Origin of the sequence: Streptomyces sp. NPDC059534, assembly GCF_042743475.1 — a bacterium.
In the GTDB taxonomy this organism is placed as follows: Bacteria; Actinomycetota; Actinomycetes; order Streptomycetales; family Streptomycetaceae; genus Streptomyces.
On sequence record NZ_JBHWAQ010000006.1, the window covers coordinates 95812 to 114402 of the forward strand.

Consider the following 18591-nt stretch of genomic DNA (forward strand, 5'->3'; position numbering starts at 1 on the left):
CGGACACCCGCACGAGTTTGTCGCACTCCCCCACACTCCCCACCCAGGAGACACCATGCGACGTCCCACCCGCGGAAGAAGGTCCGCCACTCTCGCGGCCCTCGTGGCGCTCGCCCTCGCGGCGCCCCTCTCCGCCCTCGCGACACCCGCCGGGGCCGACCCGGCGCCGACCGCCGCCCGTATCGCCTCGGGGGCCGAAGAGGTGATCCGGCAGTACGAGGTCGCCGGACCCTCCACCCCGGCCGCCCGCACCGCGCTCACCGCCACCGGCGTCTCGATCGACGAGGTCGACGCCCGCTCGGTCGTCGTCAGCGCCAACACCGCGCAGCTGGCGAACCTCAAGGCCCTCGGCTACAAGCCGATCGCGCTCCCCGGACCGCCGAACCGCAACACCGAGGGCGCCAATACGGCGGGCCCGCTCGACTTCCCCTCCGCCGACGCCAGGTACCACAACTACGCGGAAGCGAACGCGGAGATCGACCAGCGCCTCGCCGCGTACCCCTCCATCATGCGCAAGCAGGTCATCGGAAAGTCCTACCAGGGCCGGGACATCGTCGCCATCAAGATCAGCGACAACGTCGCCACCGACGAGAACGAGCCCGAGGTCCTCTTCACCCACCACCAGCACGCCCGCGAGCACCTCACCGTCGAGATGGCCCTCTACCTGCTGCGCGAACTCGGCGCGGGCTACGGCACCGACACCCGCATCACCAACGCCGTCAACGGCCGCGAGATCTGGATCGTCCCGGACCTCAACCCCGACGGCGGCGAGTACGACATCGCCTCCGGCTCCTACCGCAGCTGGCGCAAGAACCGGCAGCCCAACTCCGGCTCCTCCTACATCGGCACCGACACCAACCGGAACTGGAACTACAAGTGGGGCTGCTGCGGCGGCTCCTCCGGCACCAAGAGCTCCGAGACCTACCGCGGCACCGCCCCCGAGTCCGCCCCCGAGGTGAAGGTCGTCGCCGACTTCGTCCGCTCCCGTGTGGTCGGCGGCAAGCAGCAGATCACCGCCGCCATCGACTTCCACACCTACAGCGAACTCGTCCTCTGGCCCTTCGGCTGGACCACCGCCAACACCACCACCGGCATGACCCAGGACGACCGCGACGCCTTCGCCACCATCGGCGGCCGCATGGCCACCAGCAACGGCTACACCCCCGAGCAGTCCAGCGACCTCTACATCACCGACGGCTCCATCGACGACTACCTCTGGGGCTCCCAGCGCATCTTCGCCTACACCTTCGAGATGTACCCCACCTCCTCCTCCGGCGGCGGCTTCTACCCCCCCGACGAGGTCATCGAACGCGAAACCTCCCGCAACCGCGACGCCGTCCTCCAACTCCTCGAAAACGCCGACTGCATGTACCGCTCCATCGGCAAACAGTCCCAGTACTGCGCAGCCTGACCCCCTGAACGACAACCGGGGCCGGCGGGAGAGAACTCCCACCGGCCCCGGCTTCGTCGCAAACCTACGGAGATACCTCTACACGCACTCCGTACCGTTCCGCGAGATCTTCGGCAAGTTCACTTCCTGCGACTCTCGGAACGCCTCTTCGCCACCACGGTTCAGTATCCGTGCCGATCTGCAGGCCCGGAGCCAGCGCTTCCCGAAACGTCTGGTCGATCCCGGCGATCGACTTCCTCGCTCCGTCCACTTCAGCGGCATCTCCTTCGGCATCCCCGAAGACAACCTGCAGGAGATCACGGATACCCAGATCGTTGTCGTACTCATAGATCCCGAATCCGTACCCCGCCGCGCATTGCTTCACGAGTTCACGCCACGACATCAACGCCTCGGTGAAAGTGACGGGGCGGACCCATCCAAGGACTACCGCTTCGGCTGAGAACCAACTACGGAATCGTGACTCTTCCTCCACCCTGCACCGCCTTACCCACTTCGTTAGCCCAGTACTGGGCCCCTGTATCGGGCGCGAAGAATGTCTTTATCGTTCCCGTCGCCGTCTTGCTTCCAAAGTAGTTATTCGTGGGATCGTAACGCAGTATCTCGCCGTTCCCTCTGACGACTTCCTTGATTCCAGGCTTTGCGCAGCCACAGAGAAGCGACCTGGCACCCGTCAGATAGCCGGATTGGTCTTGGAATCCCGGCATGTCGCCAATTCCGCTCGGCTTCCCCACGCCATTGACGTGCTTCTGGTAGTGCCCACTCTCCAACGCATCGTTCGCGAAGTTGCAGTTATGGACCAGGAGCGGCGTCGACCCTGCCAGCACATAGTAGGCGTGGATGTCCTTGATCGTGAGGTCGTGCGTGCGCTGCTGCTTCGTGTAGTGGCTGAGGGCCTTGATCTGGACGTGGGTGCCGGCGCTGGTGCGGAGCCACTGCCCTGTCTGGAGTTCGCCGGCCTCGATCCATTCGCCGAGAGCGGGGACCCAGAAGGGGTGGGTGTCGGTGGCGACGATGCGGGCCGGGCCGGAGTCGGTCTCGACGTCGATGTTGGTGAACTGCTTGTCGTACTCGGTCGTGAAGACCTCGAGGACGGGCTTCTTCTCGTTCTTGCCGGTCTCGACGTCGGTGGTGAGGACGACATCGCCGAGCTGGACGTCCTCGATGTTCTTGGTGGAGCCGTCCGCCATGAGCACCTGCGTGCCGGGGAGGAAGGAGTGGCAGCCGATGAGCGCCTTGCCGAGACCTACCGTCGCCACGCTGGTGGCCGCACCCCATACGGCGGCTTCTCCCTGGCCGGCCAACTGTCCGCTGAGGCTGTGGTCCGCACCCGGATCGAGTGCGTTGTTGACGGCCGCTCCGGCGGCCGCGGCCACGGCTCCGCACCCTGCGACGGCGGCGAAGCCGACGCCTCCGGTGACGAAGCCTGCGGATACCGCTGCCGAACCACAGGCGATGCCGGCGACGAGTTCGGTGCCGAAGCTGACTATCTCGCGGTGTTCGACAAGGAAGTCACCGGTGGAGTCCCAGGCGTCGCACAGGAAGCCGGCCCAGCCGCAGTCGTTCCCACCGCCCTTGTTGCCACCCTTGTTACCGCCCTTGTTACCGCCCTTGTTCCCGCCCTTGTTGCCGCCCTTGTTGCCGCCCTTGTTGCCGTCCTTGTTACCGCCGTTCGTGCCCTTCTTGTCGTTGTTGGTGCTCCGGTTACCGTCGAGGTTCGCGGTGCCGTCGTTGTTCCAGTCGTCGGGGTAGCAGGCGCCACCTGAGGCACCGCACACCTCCATGAGACCGGTGGGGTCGGAGGAGGTGATGGGCGTGTTGCTGGCGTAGCTGTACCCGTTGAGGGCTTGGGGCAGATCGAGGCTCAGGATCGGGTCGACGCTGATGAACTGACCGAGGTTGGGGTCGTATTCGCGGGCGCCGATGTGGGTGAGGCCGGTGGTGGTGTCGATGTCGCCGCCGACGAAGCCCTTCTGGCCGGGCCAGAAGGCGGGGGCGGCGCCGCGCTGTCCGCCGTAGGGGAGGGTCTTGCGGCGGTTGAAGGTGAGGGTCGTCGCGCTGAAGGAGAGGGTGTTGGTGTTGTGGTGGTCGGCGACGAGGAGGCGGACCTTGCCGTCGCTGCTGGTGCGGATCGCGGAGCCGCCGGGGACCGAGTAGTAGCGGGTGCCGTTCTTGATGCTGGCGGCAGGGACCGTGTCGCTCTTGCGGATCAGCTCGAGTTCCTGGCCACCGGGCAGGTAGAGCGTGGTGTTGGCCGGCTCCCGCTTGACGATCCGGGTGCCCTCGGCGTCATAGAGGAAGGACGTCGCGCCGCCGGAGATCGTGGAGGTGGCGAGCTTGCCTTCCGCGTTCCAGACCAGGTCCTGGACCGGGCCGTTGCCTGCCGGAGTCTTCTTCTCCAGGTTGCCGGTGTTGTCGTACGCGTACGCGTCGGTCCCGGTCACTCCACCGCTCGCCGTCACCGAGCGGACGGCGTGCGGCTGGGCCGCGCCGGTGGTGGTCGGGTAGCTGTAGGTGCGGGTGGTGTTCGCCGTGATGGGACCGGCCTTGTGGAGGGTCTCGGTCTTGCGCTGGCCGGTGTCGGTGAAGGTCCAGGACGTCCAGTACGGGTCGACCGTGCCCAGGTTCGGGGTGCCGGTCCCGTTGACGGGCTTGGTCGCACACGCGTCCCCGGAGGTCCACGCCTCGGCCAGACGTCGCGCCCAGTCATAGCCGAAGCACTGCTGGTCGACGACGGTGCCGTCGGTCTGCGCGTCCCGGATGGTGGTGATGTTCCCGGCCGGGTCATAGCTGTACGTGATGTTCGACGGCGTCGCCGGACCGGTCGCCTCGCGATCGACCTGGTTCTTGATCAGGCGGCGGGTGGACGTCTCGTAGCTGAGCGTCTGAGTGACGAGCTTGCCGATGTTGCCGAGCTGCGCCTGGGCGAGCTCGCCGAAGGGCGTGTAGCCGGCGCCGCGCAGGTATGCCTGGTTGAGGGTGCCGTCGACGATGCCGAGCATGTCCCGGGAGCCGTAGTGGTTCGTGACGGTCTCGGCGGGCAGTGCGGTGGTCGCGTTGGTGTTGGAGGTGGAGTACGCGGTCGTGGCCGGAAGGCCGCTGACCGGTGTGGCGGTCGTCGCGACGGTGTAGGTGCCGGCGAGCAGCTCCTCACCGGTCACCAATGGGACGGTCACCTTGGTGCCGGTCGCCCGGCCCGCCGTGTCGTAACCGGTGACCTCACTCTTGTACTCGGCGTTCGCCGTGATCGAGGAGTCGAAACGGGACGAGGACGCGGGCATGCCCTTGCCGCCGGTCGCCGTGTCGTACGTCCACGTCGCCAGCTTCGTACCGGTCACCGACCCCGTACGCAGGCTGGTCTTACGCCCCAGCTCGTCATAGGTGGTGGCCAGGGTGCCGCGCGGGTCGGTGACCGTGTCGGCGCGGCCGTCGGTGTCGTAGTGGGTGGTGCTCTCGCCCTTGTCGGGGTCCTTCATCGTCACCTGGCGACCGCGGAGGTCGTAGGTGTACTCCCACGAGTTACGGCCCGAGGGGTCCGTGATCGACGCGAGCAGACCCGCGTCGTTGTAGGTGCGGACGATCTTCTCGTACTGGGTCGCGGCCGCGCCGATGAGCGGGTTGCGGTCCTTGTACTGACGCTGCTCGACCGGGCGGCCGCGCACGTCGGTCAGGCTCAGGGTGGCGGTGCCGCCGGCCGGCGGGACGACCGCGGACCAGTAGTCGCCGTAGGTGGTGCTGGTGCGCCACTTCTCCACGTTCAGCGAGAGCTGGATGCTCGCGGTCGTCCGGCCCTGGCCGTCGTACTGCGTCTCGACGGCCTGCGGGATCTGGCTCGGGGTGACCACGAGCATGGCCGTCGTCGACACCGCGGTGCTGTTGTGGAACGGCGCGTTCGTCAGGTACGCCCGGCCGTGGCTGTCGTAGAAGGTGTCGCTGACGACACGGCCCACGACGCCGATGGCGTCGGACTGGGTCTGCCGGGGCCGCAGCAGCGAGTCGAAGAACGCCGTCGACGTGCCCCACAGGCCGTCCTCGTACAGCTTCTTGCTGACAACGGTCGAGGGAACGGTGCCGGACAGGTTGTAGGTGAACGTCGCGTTCGGGTCCAGCGTCTTCGCCCGGCCCGTGCTCCAGCCCTTGGTGAGGCGGCCGAGCGCGTCGTACTCGCTCGTCGCGGTCCGGTTGTTGGCGTCGGTCGTGGTGAGAGCCAGGCCGCGCAGGCCGTCGTACGTGGTCGAGGTGGTGTGGTTCCTGACGTTGGCGACCGTCACCTTCGTCGGCTGTGCGCCGGCGTCGGGTTCGTAGGTGGTCGTGACCGGCTGGCCGTCCTGGCCCTTGACCGTCGCCGCGCGACCGTAGTCGTCGTACGTGGTCTGGGAGACCGTCTCCCAGCCGGCACCGCCCTGCGCGCTGCCCACCGATGCCTGCTCGGTCTTCGTCACGTTGGCGCCGTTGGGAGCCGGGGCCGCGCCGAGCGGCTTGCCGTCGTAGTAGCTCCGCGAGCGGCTGGTGACGTTGTCCCCGAAGGTCCTGCACCCGCCCTGGCTGGTGGTGACGACCTCGCTCGGGTACTTGATGAGCCAGTTGGTGGTGTCCGGCGTGACGTAGCTGGTGCAGGCGCTCCTGGCCTCCGCCATACCGGCGCCGTCGTCGGTCTCGCTGAGTACGAGGCCGTAGGTGGTGTCGTAGTCGCGGGTCGTGGTCAGGGTGCGCCAGGTGGTGCCGTCGTCGAGGAGGGTGCTCGCCTTCTCCGTCAGGGTGCCGGAGAGGTAGGAGTTCTTCGAAGGACGGGTGGGTGCGGGGTCGTTGGGCTTGTCGGGGTCGGTGATGCCCTTGACGGTCTGGGTGGCCGTCGCGGTGGACTCCCAGGGGGTGTAGGTCGTCTTGGAGACGATCTTCCCGCCCGTGCCGTCCTTGTCGTACGTGGCGCTGGACGCGACGCGTCCGGCGAAGTCGTTGCGGTCGGCGACGCCGTTGATGGAGAGGCCCGGGCGCGGGCTGTCGTCGGCGAGGGTGTCGCCGGCCATGCCGAGGTAGTACGTCTTCTCGGTCTTCACCCGGTTCGTCGAACCGACGTACGTGCGCACGGTGCCGTAGCCGCGGAAGTCGTTCCACGTGCGGTTCTTGTCGAGGGTGAACTCGCCCGTGTCACGGCGATAGTTGGGTCCGTTGGCGTATTCGTACGTCGTCACCTTCGACGGCGAACCGCTGCCGGCGGTGGTGTCGTTCTCGTCGATCCGGGTGACCAGGTACTTGTGGAACCAGTCCTTGACCGGCTCGACGTACCCGTCCGGGGTCCACCAGGACGGGTAGCAGCGCTTGTTGTTCATGTCCGCCGCTGCGGGAAGCGTCGTCGGCGTGCACTCCTTGGCGCTGTACGTGACGACGGTCTGGCCGCCGGTCTCGTTCGTCACGGCGGTGATCCGCTTGCGGTTCAGGGCCGGGCGACCCTCGGCCGCGTCCACACGGTTGGCCATCAGCTCACCGGAGAACACCGTCTTCGGCAGCGTGATGTCGGCGAGCGCGCCCGCCTTGCCGGTGCGCTGCACCGAGTCCAGCCACAACGCGGGCGTCGAGGTGTCACCCGTCGCCGGGAAGGACTGGGCCAGTGCCCAGGTGTCCACCGGCTGCATCGTCGTACCGGCGAGGGCGAAGGTGTTGATGCTGGTCAGACGCTGCTTGGTCCAGAACGACGGCGACGCCTGGAGGCACTGGGTGCCGGAGGTGCAGTCGAGGTCGACGGGGGTGTCGGGCCAGTTGGTGGCGTTGGCCTCGGTGAAGGCGCAGTCCGTGGCCGTGCATCGCGGTGCAGTGGTGAAGGTGACCCGACCGGCCGGGTTCGGCTCCGAGTACACCTCGCCGACGCGCAGGCCGTAGTCGATCCGGTTCAGGTACCCGCCACGGGTGTATGCCGTGGGGGCGTCGATCTTGTTGTTCTGCGCGTAGTAGCCCTGCTCCTTGGTGTAGTAGAGGGCCATCGCGTTGCCGTGCGGGTCGACGACGTAGTCCAGGTTCCAGCGCCAGCCCTGCTGCTCCGCCGAGGAGGCGTAGTCGGTGCCGTTGCCCTGCTCACCGCTGTGGTTGCCGTACACCGGGAGCGAGAAGACGGAGTTGGTCTCGGTCTTGCCTGCCGCCCAGCCCGGGAGGTGGTTCTTGCCGAACCAGTACTGGGTGCCGTCGAGGGTGGTCACCCTCCAGTACTCGGAGTCCTCGTCACCGGAGTTGTTGGGAGCGGTGTCGTAGATCCGCTCGATGCGCGAGCCGTCGTCCCCCTGGAGCTTCCAGGTCTGCTTGGTCGCGTCCCAGACGAGGGAGTTGGAGGAGCCGTTCAGCGACAGCGTCGCGTTCTCGGACTTCCAGCACATGTCGCTCGTCTTGGCGGTGTTGTTGCCGCCCTGCTTGTCGTTCTCACAGGAGGCGTAGGAGCGCTCGATGTAGCCGGGCGAGTACTCCCAGCCCTCACCGATCCACGAGGACTGGTTGTTCGTGGAGGCCGTACGCCCGTCGATGGAGGAGGAGTTGTACGACAGCTCCACCTTCGGTACGAGCCCGCCGGGGACCGCCGGGACCCCGAGGGGAACGCTCCACCCGAACCCGCCCGAGTTCCCGCCCGCCGACCACGAGCCCGACGGCGACAGCGACGTCGCCTTGAACGAACCGTCGGCGCCCTCAGCGCCGGCGGTCGCGGCCAGGAGCGTGGCACCCGACCCGCCCGCCGCCGACGCCGCGGAGGTCTTGGCGAGGGAGCTGGAGCCCGGGGTGGCGACGGTGGCGCTCAGGGTGCTGCCGGCGGTGTTGTTCTCCGTCGCCAGAGGGGTCTGCTTGCGGCACTCGGCCTTCGCGGGCGTCGTCAGCGCACAGGCGGGGAGGGTGACCAGCCGCAGGCGCGAGGCCCAGCCCGCCCCGAAGGCGCCACGGATGGAGGCGTAGTCGACCTCGACGTCGAGACGGCCGGAGGAGGCCGCGTCGGAACGGAGGGACAGAAGGAGACCCTCGACACCGGCCTTGCGGGCGGTGGCACGGTCCTTGACCGAGACCTCCACACGGCGTGAGGCAGCGGCGGAGGGGGCGCTCCTCGCGGTCGCGTTCCCGGTCGCGGCGGACGAGGACGAGCGGAGCCGGACGGGCACACCGGCGACCGTCGCGTCCTGGAGCGCGCCGGAGCGCAGGGTCACCTCGCGAGAAGCGGCACCCGGCCAGGTGACGGGAGGCGCCTGCCAGGACGGGGAGGGCGCGGGCCGCTTGCGCAGACCGGCCGGGAAGAAGTCGGTTCCGTCGACCGACTGGGTCTTCGGTGCGGACGGCGGGCCTGGTACGTCCTGGCGCGCGGCCCATGAGGGCGCGGACAGGAGGGAGATGCTGAGACCGGCGGCGAGAAGGCCGACGATTCCTGTTTGGGCATGCCTTTTCATTGGCGCGTCAGAGCGCCCGAAAAAAGGCATGGCAAAGCCATGACTCGACCACACCGAAATCCCCACCCCGACATGTAAGTGAACCCACTTGAGCAGGCTCACCCAACACGGGGACATATTCCGTTGGCAAGGAAAAGCGAGGAAACAGGGTCGGGATCTGTCAGGTCCGCGTGGCCAGGGTGTGACGTCTGGCCACAAGCATGACCAACCACTCAACCAGGGGTTTTGTGAACGATCATGGGGCATATCCTCACCCGTGGCGGGCCCTCCGCACTCCGGAGAGGGACATTCCGCTTTGATTCGGGATGCCCACGGGAGGCCATGGGTGCTCAATCGCGCCACGAAAGGGCTTTACCGATGAGCCATCTGTCGGGATAGAGTCCGGCGCCAGGAGGGACCAGAATTCCGTTATCACTGAAAAGTCAGCTGAGTCCTCCGGAAAGGCATTCCAGAGCATGAGCACGAAGAGACCCGGACGCGGCCGCGGAGCAGTCGCTCTGGCGATAGCCGCGTCCATGGCCCTGCCCCTCTCGGCTGTCCTGCCCGGCAGTGCGGCCTTCGCCCTCTCGGGGGCCGGGGCGACCGCGGTCCAGGGAGCGGAGGACGCGGCGGCGCCGGGAGCGCGGTTCGAGAAGGCGGCCTTCGCGGAGGCCAAGCGGACCGGGAAGAGGGTGGAGATCCTCGACCGCAGGGAGGAGACGGCCGAGTACTTCGCCAACCCGGACGGCTCGACGACCCGCCGCAGCTACGGTGAGCCCAAGTGGACGCGTTCCACAGGGCGTTGGCAGCTCGTCGACGCACGGCTCGTGAAGCGGGCGGACGGTTCCGTGGCGCCGGCCGCGTCCTCGTTCCCCATCGCGTTCTCCGGTGGTGGCAGCCAGCCGCTGGCGATGATGGTGAAGCAGGGCAAGAAGCTCGCCCTGACCTGGCCGACCGCGCTGCCGGCCCCGGTCGTCGAGGGTGACACGGCCACGTACGCCTCGGTGCTCCCGGGTGTGGACCTGAAGCTGATCGCCGAGGTGGACGGCTTCGCCCAGCACCTCGTCGTGAACAACGCCGAGGCCGCGGCCAACCCCGCCCTGCGCAGCATCAGGATGGGCGTCCAGGCGCAGGGCGTCACGCTCACCGAGGGCGCGGGCGGCAAGCTCGTGGCCAAGGACAAGAACGGCGAGACCGTCTTCAGCGCCCCCGGGCCGAAGATGTGGGAGCAGCCGAAGTCCGGTCCGGAGGAGAAGCGGAACGCCGCGAAGACGAAGTCCACGTCGGCTTCCAAGGCGCCTTCGGCCGCCGACGCCGCTCCGGCGGCCGTGCAGCCAGACAGCGCCCCGGTCGCCGCGGACGTCTCGGGTGACACGCTGACGCTCACCCCGGACGCGAAGCTGCTGTCGTCGGCCGACCAGTTCCCGCTGGTCATCGACCCGATCTTCAACGGTGGCTTCCGCGAGAAGTGGGCGGTCGTCTACGAGGCGACGCCGAACGCCGCCTACCCCAACGGGGAGGGCTGGAACTCGTCGACGCCCGCCGACGAGCCGCGGGTCGGCTACAACGGCGACGGCAACACCCGCTCGTTCTTCGCCATGAACACGGACGGGCTGGGCGGCGCGACCATCCTCGACGCGACGTTCGCCGTCGTCCAGACGCACACCTGGACCTGCACCGTGGCCGACGCGGGCGCCACCGAGCTGTGGTCCGCGGGCGGCATCGCCAACACCCCGACCTGGGCCAACCAGGGTCCCTACTGGGGCAGCAAGCTCGACTCCGACTCCTTCGCCGGCGGCAACGACACCTTCTGCCCCGGAGACCTCGGCCACGACTTCAAGAGCGCGGCGCTGACGGACTTCGTCCAGCAGGCCGCCAACGGCAGCTGGGGCACCACGGTCTTCGGTCTCCGGACCCCGACCCTGGGCAACACGAACACCTTCAAGAGGTTCCGCAACAACCCGGTCCTCGAGGTCACGTTCAACTACAAGCCGGTCGTCGACAGCCACGCGGCCTACGAGGGCTCCTGGGTCGCGTCCGGTGACGGCAACAAGCTCGTCCCCTGCGGTACGGCCATCGGCAACAGCGGTATCGCGCTGACCGCGAAGGTCCGGGACCCGGACGGCGGCAACGTCGACGCCATCTTCTCGGTCAAGAACTCCAGCGGCACGGCGATTTCCTTCACGCCGAACACCCACTGGAAGCGGGTCACCAGCGGCCAGACGGCCTCGGTGACCATGCCCGCGAGGAACCTGCCGAACGGCACGTACACCTGGTCGGTCTACGCGGCGGACTACGAGGCCACCGGCAGCGCCTCGGCCCCGACCGCGTCCTGCTCCTTCACCGTCGACCGCGTCGGCCCGAACCTTCCGGTCTCCGTCTTCGACGTGTCGGACGGCACCGCGGCGGGCCAGGCGACGGACAAGTACCAGGCCCGCAAGCCCGTCCAGCTCAAGTTCACCAACACCGTCTCCGACGTGGCCGGTTACTGCTGGGCGATGGACCACTTCGTGTCCGTCTCCAGCACTCGCTGCGCCAACGGCACCTGGGTCAACGCGGGTACGGACGCCGCCAACAGCGCGACCGTCACGGTCACGCCGTCCGGCTACCCGTCGAGCACCCTGTACGTCGTCGCGTACGACGCCGCGGGGAACCACTCGCCGGTCGACGGCGGCGACGAGACCGTGGTGCTGTCCACGGAGAAGTCGGAGTTCGTCTACGACGCCGGCGTCACCCCGGTCACGCCGGGCACGTACCCGCAGGACCGCCGCGGCGACCTGAACGGTGACGGCTTCGCCGACTTCGTCGCCACCAACCCCGACGGCGAGCTGCTGACCTACAAGGGCACCGGCACGCTGACCTCGATGTCGGCTTCCATGAAGGTGGGCACCGGCGGCTGGGGCGGCGCGCTCATCGGCCACCGCGGCGACCTCCAGGGCTTCGGCAGCCCGACGGCCACGCCGGACGGCTACGAGGACTTCCTCGTCCGCCTGTCGGACAACCGGCTCTACCTGTACCCGGGCAACGGCCTCGGCTCCCCGTGGGTCTACGCCCGCCAGGAGCTCGCCCACCCGTCCCAGGCGGACTGGAAGGGCCTGCGGCAGATCGTGATGCCGGGCAACATCGACGGCAAGGCCGGCAACGACCTCATCACCGTCGAGTGCGTCTGGGAAGGCTCCACCTGTGCCAACGCCGAGCTGCTGCTCTACAGCGGCCGTGCGATCGCGGGCGGCGGCCAGGACCAGACCGACCCGTTCGACTTCGCCCACCCGGTCGTCATCGGCACCGGCGGCTGGCGGGACTTCACGAACCTCGCGATGGACGACCTGAACGGCGACGGCGTCGGCGACATCGTCGGCCGCTACCCCGGTGACGGGAAGCTCTACCTCTACCCGGGCTGCCTCAACAAGCCCGAGTGCCCGACCGGCTACAAGCTGGGCACGCGTTCGATCTACGGCACCGGCGGCTGGAACGCCCGTCCGTACCTCACCTCCCCCGGCAACATCCAGGGCACCGTGAAGAGCACCTCGGTCACGGTGAACGACGAGGGCACGAACAAGACGTACAACTTCAAGCAGTTCGTCCCCACGCCGGGCGAGGAGTACGGCGACTGGTGGGCCACCACCACCGCCGACCCCGACACCCCCGTCGACTACGTGGACGGGTCGGGCAACTGGACGAGCAGGCTCTGCCCCACCGGCTGCCTCCTCACCTACCCCGGCGGCCCGACGAGCGGGCGCTCGCCGCAGCTCGCCGGCAACGCCGGCTGGTCCAACCTGATCACCGGCATCTTCTAAGGCCGGGCGACACCGGACCGGTACCGCACCGGACCGGTACCGCACCGAACACGAGCGGGCCGCCCCTTCGAGGGGCGGCCCGCTCCGTCGTGTCCTGGCAAGGGGGCCGGATCAGTCGAGGACGGCGAGGGCGTCGATCTCGATGAGGAGGCCGGCCGGGAGGCCGACGTAGACGGTGGTGCGGGCCGAGGCGGGGGCCTTGAGGTTCTGGTCCTCGAAGTACTGGTTGTAGATCGCGTTCATCTCGGCGAAGTGGTCCACGTCGGTGAGGTAGACGCGCATCATCATGACGTCGTCCCAGCTCGCGCCGCCCTCTTCGAGGATCGCCTTGACGTTGGCGAAGGTCTGGAGGGTCTGCTCGCGCAGGGTCGGGCCGGCGACGGTCGGGGCCTGGCCCTCGACGGCGGGGAGGAAGCCGACCTGGCCGGCGACCTGGAGGATGTTGCCCTTGCGCACGCCGTGCGAGAACTTCGCGGGCGGGGCGGTGTGGGTGGCGGGGGTGATCGCGGTCTTCTCGGTCATGCGGTCGGTTCCTCTGCTTCCTTCGTCGGGGCGGTGCCGGAGTACTCGCGGCTGATGGCGTCCGCGGTGCGGCGCACCTGCGGGAGGAGGGAGAGGAGTTCCTCGGCCGTGACGACGACGTTGGGCGCCGAGACCGACATCGCGGCGACGACCCGCCCGTCGGCGCCGCGGATGGGCGCGCCGACGCAGTTGATGGACTCCTCGTGGCCGCCGAGGTCGGTGGCCCACCCCTGTTCGCGTACGGCCGCCAGCTCCTTGAGGAAGGCGGCGGCGTTCGGCGTCGAACGGGGGGTGTACGGGGGGTAGTCGAGCTTGGCGGCGACGGCGCGGCGCTCGGCCTCGGGGAGGTCGGCGAGGAGCAGTTTGGCGACGGCCGCGACGGTGATCGCGACGGGCCTGCCGATGCGCGAGTACATGCGGACCGGGTAGCGGCTCTCGACCTTGTCGATGTAGAGGACCTCGCCCTCCTCGTACACGGCGAGGTGGACGGTGTGCCCGATGCGTTCGTTGAGGGCGGCGAGGTAGGGGTGGGCGATCTCGCGGATGTCGAGGTTCTCGACGGCTTCCTGGGCGAGGGCGAACAGCCGGGCGCCGAGCCGGTAGCGCTGGTCCTGCTGCCGGTGGACGAGGCCGTGCTCGTGGAGGGTGCGCAGCAGGCGCAGGGCGGTGGACTTGTGGACGCCGAGCCGTTCGGCGACCTGCCCGAGGTCGGCGGGGCCCTGGGCGAGCAGCGGCAGGATGCTGAGCGCCCGGTCGACGGTCTGGCTCATGGCGTACGTACCTCCTGGTCGTCCCCCGTGCGGCCGGGGACCTGTCGGTCGTCCCCCGTCCCGCCGGGGACCTCCTGGTCGTCCCCCGTCCAGCCGGGGCCGAGGTGAAGTGTCCCCCAGGCGGCGGTGTCGAGTGCGGCCAGCCGGTCGGCGTGGGCGCGGCGGGGTGGCCGTGCCAGGTCGCCGGGGACGGTGAGGGCGGCGGCGGCCATGAGGTGGCCGTGCCGGAGCCGGGTCGGCAGGGGGAGGTCGCGGAGGGTGGCGGAGAGGAAGCCGGCGGCGAAGGCGTCGCCGGCGCCGACGGTGGAGACGACGTCGACGCGGGGCGGGCGTTCGAGGTGGCCGACGCCGTCGGCGTCCTCGATGTCCGCGAAGGACTCGGGGCGACGGTCGACGACGTAGGCGCCGCCCCTGCCGAGCTTGAGGACGACGGTCGCGGGGCCGTCGATGAGTTCGGTGACGGCCCCGGTGCCCTTCAGGCCCCACAGCGCCTTGGCCTCGTCGGCGCCGACGAAGACGAGGTCGGCGCGGCGGGCGAGTTCGAGGAGGACGTCGGGGGCGCTGCCGTCGCGCCACAGGCCGGGCCGGTGGTTGACGTCGAAGGAGACGAGGGGGCGGCCGGGGCGGGGGGCGGTGAGGTCCCACATGAGGGCCAGGCAGTCCTCGGAGAGGGCGGCGGTGATGCCGGTGAGGTGGAGGATCCGCGCGTCGGCGACGGAGGCGTACGGGACGGTGGCGGGCGACATGGCCGAGGCGGCGGAGCCGGCGCGGTAGTAGGCGACCTCGTGGGCGGCGGTGGCCCGGTCCTCGTCGGTGCGGAAGTAGACGCCGGTCGGCCGGTGCGGGTCGCGGCCGACGGCGGTGACGTCGACGCCGTAGGCGCCGACGGCCTCGACGAGGTGGTCGCCGAAGCCGTCGCGGCCGACGCGGCTGACCCATCGGGTGCGGTGTCCGGCGGCGGCGAGGGCGCAGGCGACGTTGGACTCGGCGCCGCCGATCGCGCGGGCGAAGGAGGGGACGTCGGCGAGGCGGCCCGGCCGGGAGGGAAGGAAGGTCACCATGGACTCGCCGAGGCAGACGAGGTCGGGAGACGCGGAAGGCGCAGGAGACGCGGCAGACGGGGCGGACGCGGGAGCGGGTGTGGTGGGCGTGGCCGGGGTGGCGTCCGGGGGCGCGTGTCCGCTCACTCTCGGGCTCCCTGAGACTCCTGCGGGTCCATTGACCCGGCCTTGGCCCGGATGTTAGACAGCCATGAGCAATATGCGCAATGCGCGTTGCACATTCCGCAACGCCCACGATGAGGAGGCCCCATGCCCGACCTGGCGAACGAGCGCGTCGACGACCGCTTCAAGGGTCTGCCCCCGGACGCCGAGGGCCTGACCGTGGGCGAGCTCGCCGCCCAGCGGCGCAACCTCTTCACCGGCGGCTTCACCACCCCCGTCCTCGCGCTGTCCGCCGAGCGGGTCGAGCACAACCTGCGCCTCCTTGAGGTCTACGCGGAGCGCCACGGCCTCGCCTTCGCCCCGCACGGCAAGACGTCCATGGCCCCGCAGCTCTTCGACCGGCAGATCGAGCACGGCGCGTGGGGCATCACCGCCGCCGTGCCCCACCAGGCCCGCGTCTACCGCACGCACGGCGTCGCGCGGATCTTCCTCGCCAACGAGCTGGTGGACGCCGTCGCACTGCGCTGGCTCGCCGCCGAGCTCGACGCCGACCCGGACTTCCGCTTCCTCTGCTACGTCGACTCCGTGCGCGGTGTCGAGCTGATGGACGAGGCCCTGCGCGCGGCCGGCGCCGGCCGCCCGGTGGACGTCGTCGTCGAGCTGGGCGCCGGCGACGAGGCCCGTACCGGAGTGCGGACGGAGGCCGAGTGCGCCGCCGTCGCCGACGCGGTCGCCGCGACCGCCACCCTCCGGCTGGTCGGTGTCGCCGGGTACGAGGGCGAGGTGCCGCAGGCCACGCCCGAGCGGGTCGACGCCTGGCTGCGCCGGCTGACGGCGCTGGCGGTCGAGTTCGACAAGGCGGGCAGGTTCTCGGCCGACGCGGGCGAGATCGTCGTCAGCGCGGGCGGCAGCGCCTGGTTCGACGCGGTCGCCGAGGTCTTCGCCGAGCTGCCCGAACTCTCCCTGCCGACGCTGAGGTTGCTGCGCTCGGGCGCGTACGTCTCGCACGACGACGGCCAGTACCGCAAGCTGACGCCGTTCAACCGGATTCCGGAGGAGGGCGCGCTCCAGCCGGCGTTCAGGCTGTGGTCGCAGGTCGTGTCCCGGCCCACCGCGGAGCAGGCGTTCACCAACGCGGGCAAGCGCGACGCCGCGCACGACCTGCACCTGCCCGAGGCGCAGGTGGTCCGCTCCGCCCGTACCGGCGCGGTCCGTCCCGCCGACGGGGTCACCGTCACCGGCCTCTCCGACCAGCACGCCTGGCTCCGTACGTCCGCGGAGGCGGACGTGGAGGTCGGCGACTGGGTGGGCATGGGCCTGTCGCACCCCTGCACCTCCTTCGACAAGTGGCAGCTCATCCCGCTCGTCGAGGCGGACGGCACGGTCGTCGACTACATCCGCACCTACTTCTAGGAGCCGGGAGCCCACCCATGGAACTCGTCATCCGTGACGCGGAGGTCGTCGACGGCAGCGGCGGCCCCTCCTACCGGGCCGACGTGGCGATCGAGGGCGGCCGGATCGCCTCGATCGTCAAGGAGGGCGCCGCCGCCGGCTGCCAGCGCCCCACCGGCCGCCGCGTCCTGGACGCCGAGGGCCTCGCCCTCTCCCCCGGCTTCGTCGACATGCACGCCCACAGCGACCTCGCGCTGCTCCGCGACCCGGACCACAGCGCGAAGGCCGCGCAGGGCGTGACCCTCGAAGTCCTGGGCCAGGACGGGCTGTCGTACGCGCCGGTCGACGACCGCACGCTCGCGGAGGTGCGCCGGGCCATCACCGGCTGGAACGGCGACGGGTCCGACGTCGACCTCGACTGGCGCACGGTCGGCGAGTACCTGGACCGTCTCGACGGCGCCCACGGCGGCCGGGGCATCGCCGTCAACGCGGCCTATCTCGTCCCCCAGGGGACGGTCCGGATGTACGCGATGGGCTGGGAGGACCGCCCGGCGACCGGGGCCGAGCTGGACCGCATGCGCCGGCTCGTCGCCGAGGGCATGGCGCAGGGCGCGGTCGGCATGTCCTCCGGCCTCACCTACACCCCCGGCATGTACGCGCCGGACGCCGAGCTGACCGAGCTGTGCCGGGTCGTGGCCGGGTACGGCGGCTACTACTGCCCGCACCACCGCTCGTACGGCGCCGGGGCGCTCCGGGCGTACGAGGAGATGATCGCGCTCACCCGGGAGGCGGGCTGTCCGCTCCACCTGGCCCACGCCACCATGAACTTCGGCGTCAACGAGGGCCGGGCCCCCGAGCTGCTGGCCCTCCTCGACGAGGCGCTCGCGGCGGGCGCGGACATCAGCCTCGACACCTACCCGTACACGCCGGGCTGTACGACGCTGGTCGCCGTCCTGCCCGGTTGGGCGAGCGAGGGCGGCCCGGAGGCGGTCCTCGCGCGGCTGCGCGACGACGCGACGGCGGAACGGATCAGGCACCACCTGGAGGAGCTCGGTTCGGACGGCTGCCACGGCGTCCCGGTGGAGTGGGACACCATCGAGATCTCCGGCGTCTCGGACCCGGCGCTGGCCGGGTTCACGGGCCGCCGCGTCGACGGCTGGGAGACCGCCCGCCGGCTTCTGACGGAGGACCGGCTCGGCACCACGATCCTCCAGCACGTCGGCCACGAGGAGAACGTGCGGGCGATCATGCGCCACCGGGTCCACACCGGCGGCTCCGACGGCATCCTCCAGGGGCTCAAGCCCCACCCGCGCGCGTACGGCACGTTCCCGGAGTACCTCGGCCGGTACGTCCGCGACCTGGGCGTCCTCTCGCTGGAGGAGTGCGTCGCCCACCTCACCTCGCGCCCCGCCGCCCGCCTGCGCCTCCCCGACCGGGGCCTGGTCCGCGAGGGCCACGTCGCCGACCTCGTCCTCTTCGACCCCGCGACCGTCGCGGCGGGCTCCACCTACGACGCCCCCCGCACGCTGCCGACGGGCATCCCCCACGTCCTGATCGACGGCAGGTTCGTCATCGAGGACGGCCGGCGCACGGACGTCCTGGCGGGGAGGTCGATCCGGAGGACGCCCACCGCCTGACCTGCGGGGCACGGCCCTAGGCCGTGTCCGGCGTAGGGGCAGGCGTCGTGGGGCAGACGGGAATGTGGCGACAGGCCCTAGCGGGACAGCTGTTCGCGTACCCAGGCGGGGTCGGGGTTCACATGGGCCCGGCCCGCCACGACGACGGTCGGCACCGTCTCGTCCCCGCCCGTGGCCTCGCGCACCGCGGCCGCCCCCGCCGGGTCGCGCCAGATGTCGACCCAGTGCGCCCGCCGGCCGCGCGCGCCCAGCCGGAAGCGCAGGCGCAGGCAGTACGCGCAGCCCGGCCGCCAGTAGACGACCGGACGGCCGTCGGCCTCGGCGCGGCGCCGGGCCTCCGCCGCCCCGGTCGACCTCGGGAAGGCCAGGGGCGAGGTGGCGGCCGCGAGCAGCACGAACAGCAGCAGCAGGGCCACGGCCCCGACGGGGCTGCCCCCGGCGGCCCGGCCGGCCGCGAGGAGCGCGCCGCAGAGCAGCATCAGCACCGGCAGGATCCACACACGTGTCATGG

The 18591-nt window shown here is 70.2% G+C and carries 10 protein-coding genes; 4 read left to right on the forward strand and 6 right to left on the reverse strand.

All coding sequences use genetic code 11. The features are described 5' to 3' along the window. The first annotated feature begins 55 nt into the window (after positions 1-55). Positions 56-1411, forward strand: a complete 1356-nt coding sequence (locus ACFVZH_RS09640; RefSeq protein WP_384895045.1) for a M14 family metallopeptidase — start codon at positions 56-58, stop codon at positions 1409-1411. Positions 1412-1475: 64 nt separating this feature from the next. Here ACFVZH_RS09640 and ACFVZH_RS09645 read toward each other — a convergent pair whose 3' ends face one another. Next, entirely contained in the window at positions 1476-1883 is a 408-nt protein-coding gene (locus tag ACFVZH_RS09645; RefSeq protein ID WP_384895047.1) for a hypothetical protein, read from the reverse strand. Continuing rightward, positions 1858-8820, reverse strand: a complete 6963-nt coding sequence (locus tag ACFVZH_RS09650; protein WP_384895049.1) for a polymorphic toxin-type HINT domain-containing protein — start codon at positions 8818-8820, stop codon at positions 1858-1860. Before ACFVZH_RS09650 ends, ACFVZH_RS09645 begins: the two co-directional genes overlap by 26 nt. Positions 8821-9275: 455 nt before the next feature. On the opposite strand from ACFVZH_RS09650, the gene ACFVZH_RS09655 reads away from it, so the two are divergent. Further along, positions 9276-12596 (forward strand): hypothetical protein, encoded by a 3321-nt coding sequence (locus tag ACFVZH_RS09655; RefSeq protein WP_384895051.1) that lies wholly within the window; start codon positions 9276-9278, stop codon positions 12594-12596. Positions 12597-12707: 111 nt separating this feature from the next. On the opposite strand, the gene ACFVZH_RS09660 is transcribed toward ACFVZH_RS09655, so the two are convergent. From ACFVZH_RS09660 to ACFVZH_RS09670, 3 genes are read right to left on the reverse strand one after another with little or no spacing between them, the layout of a single operon-like run. Further along, complete coding sequence (locus tag ACFVZH_RS09660) at positions 12708-13118, reverse strand: RidA family protein (RefSeq protein WP_384895053.1); 411 nt, start codon at positions 13116-13118, stop codon at positions 12708-12710. Next, positions 13115-13888, reverse strand: coding sequence for an IclR family transcriptional regulator (locus ACFVZH_RS09665; protein WP_384895055.1), 774 nt, complete (start codon positions 13886-13888; stop codon positions 13115-13117). The genes ACFVZH_RS09660 and ACFVZH_RS09665 overlap by 4 nt, the downstream gene beginning before the upstream one ends. Further along, entirely contained in the window at positions 13885-14949 is a 1065-nt protein-coding gene (locus tag ACFVZH_RS09670; RefSeq protein WP_384895427.1) for a sugar kinase, read from the reverse strand. Before ACFVZH_RS09670 ends, ACFVZH_RS09665 begins: the two co-directional genes overlap by 4 nt. A 249-nt stretch (positions 14950-15198) precedes the next feature. On the opposite strand from ACFVZH_RS09670, the gene ACFVZH_RS09675 reads away from it, so the two are divergent. Together ACFVZH_RS09675 and ACFVZH_RS09680 are read left to right on the forward strand one after the other, a co-directional pair. Beyond that, the gene (locus tag ACFVZH_RS09675; protein WP_384895056.1) at positions 15199-16464 is read left to right on the forward strand and encodes an alanine racemase; all 1266 of its coding nucleotides are present in this window, start codon (positions 15199-15201) and stop codon (positions 16462-16464) included. A gap of 17 nt (positions 16465-16481) precedes the next feature. After that, positions 16482-18080 carry an amidohydrolase family protein gene (locus ACFVZH_RS09680; RefSeq protein WP_384895058.1) on the forward strand — a complete coding sequence of 533 codons (1599 nt, stop codon included), beginning with the start codon at positions 16482-16484 and terminating at the stop codon, positions 18078-18080. A 77-nt stretch (positions 18081-18157) separates the two neighbouring features. Here the strand turns inward: ACFVZH_RS09680 and ACFVZH_RS09685 are convergent, their stop codons facing one another. Then, positions 18158-18589, reverse strand: coding sequence for a glutaredoxin domain-containing protein (locus tag ACFVZH_RS09685; RefSeq protein WP_384895059.1), 432 nt, complete (start codon positions 18587-18589; stop codon positions 18158-18160). Between the last annotated feature and the right edge of the window lie 2 nt (positions 18590-18591).

What these genes read in the sequence shown, in the direction of transcription:
- ACFVZH_RS09675 (WP_384895056.1), top strand. Translation starts at nt 15,199, where the DNA reads ATGCCCGACCTGGCGAACGAGCGCGTCGACGACCGCTTCAAGGGTCTG.
- ACFVZH_RS09680 (WP_384895058.1), top strand. Translation starts at nt 16,482, where the DNA reads ATGGAACTCGTCATCCGTGACGCGGAGGTCGTCGACGGCAGCGGCGGC.
- ACFVZH_RS09655 (WP_384895051.1), top strand. Translation starts at nt 9,276, where the DNA reads ATGAGCACGAAGAGACCCGGACGCGGCCGCGGAGCAGTCGCTCTGGCG.
- ACFVZH_RS09685 (WP_384895059.1), bottom strand. Translation starts at nt 18,589, where the DNA reads ATGACACGTGTGTGGATCCTGCCGGTGCTGATGCTGCTCTGCGGCGCG.
- ACFVZH_RS09660 (WP_384895053.1), bottom strand. Translation starts at nt 13,118, where the DNA reads ATGACCGAGAAGACCGCGATCACCCCCGCCACCCACACCGCCCCGCCC.
- ACFVZH_RS09640 (WP_384895045.1), top strand. Translation starts at nt 56, where the DNA reads ATGCGACGTCCCACCCGCGGAAGAAGGTCCGCCACTCTCGCGGCCCTC.
- ACFVZH_RS09670 (WP_384895427.1), bottom strand. Translation starts at nt 14,949, where the DNA reads ATGGTGACCTTCCTTCCCTCCCGGCCGGGCCGCCTCGCCGACGTCCCC.
- ACFVZH_RS09650 (WP_384895049.1), bottom strand. Translation starts at nt 8,820, where the DNA reads ATGAAAAGGCATGCCCAAACAGGAATCGTCGGCCTTCTCGCCGCCGGT.
- ACFVZH_RS09665 (WP_384895055.1), bottom strand. Translation starts at nt 13,888, where the DNA reads ATGAGCCAGACCGTCGACCGGGCGCTCAGCATCCTGCCGCTGCTCGCC.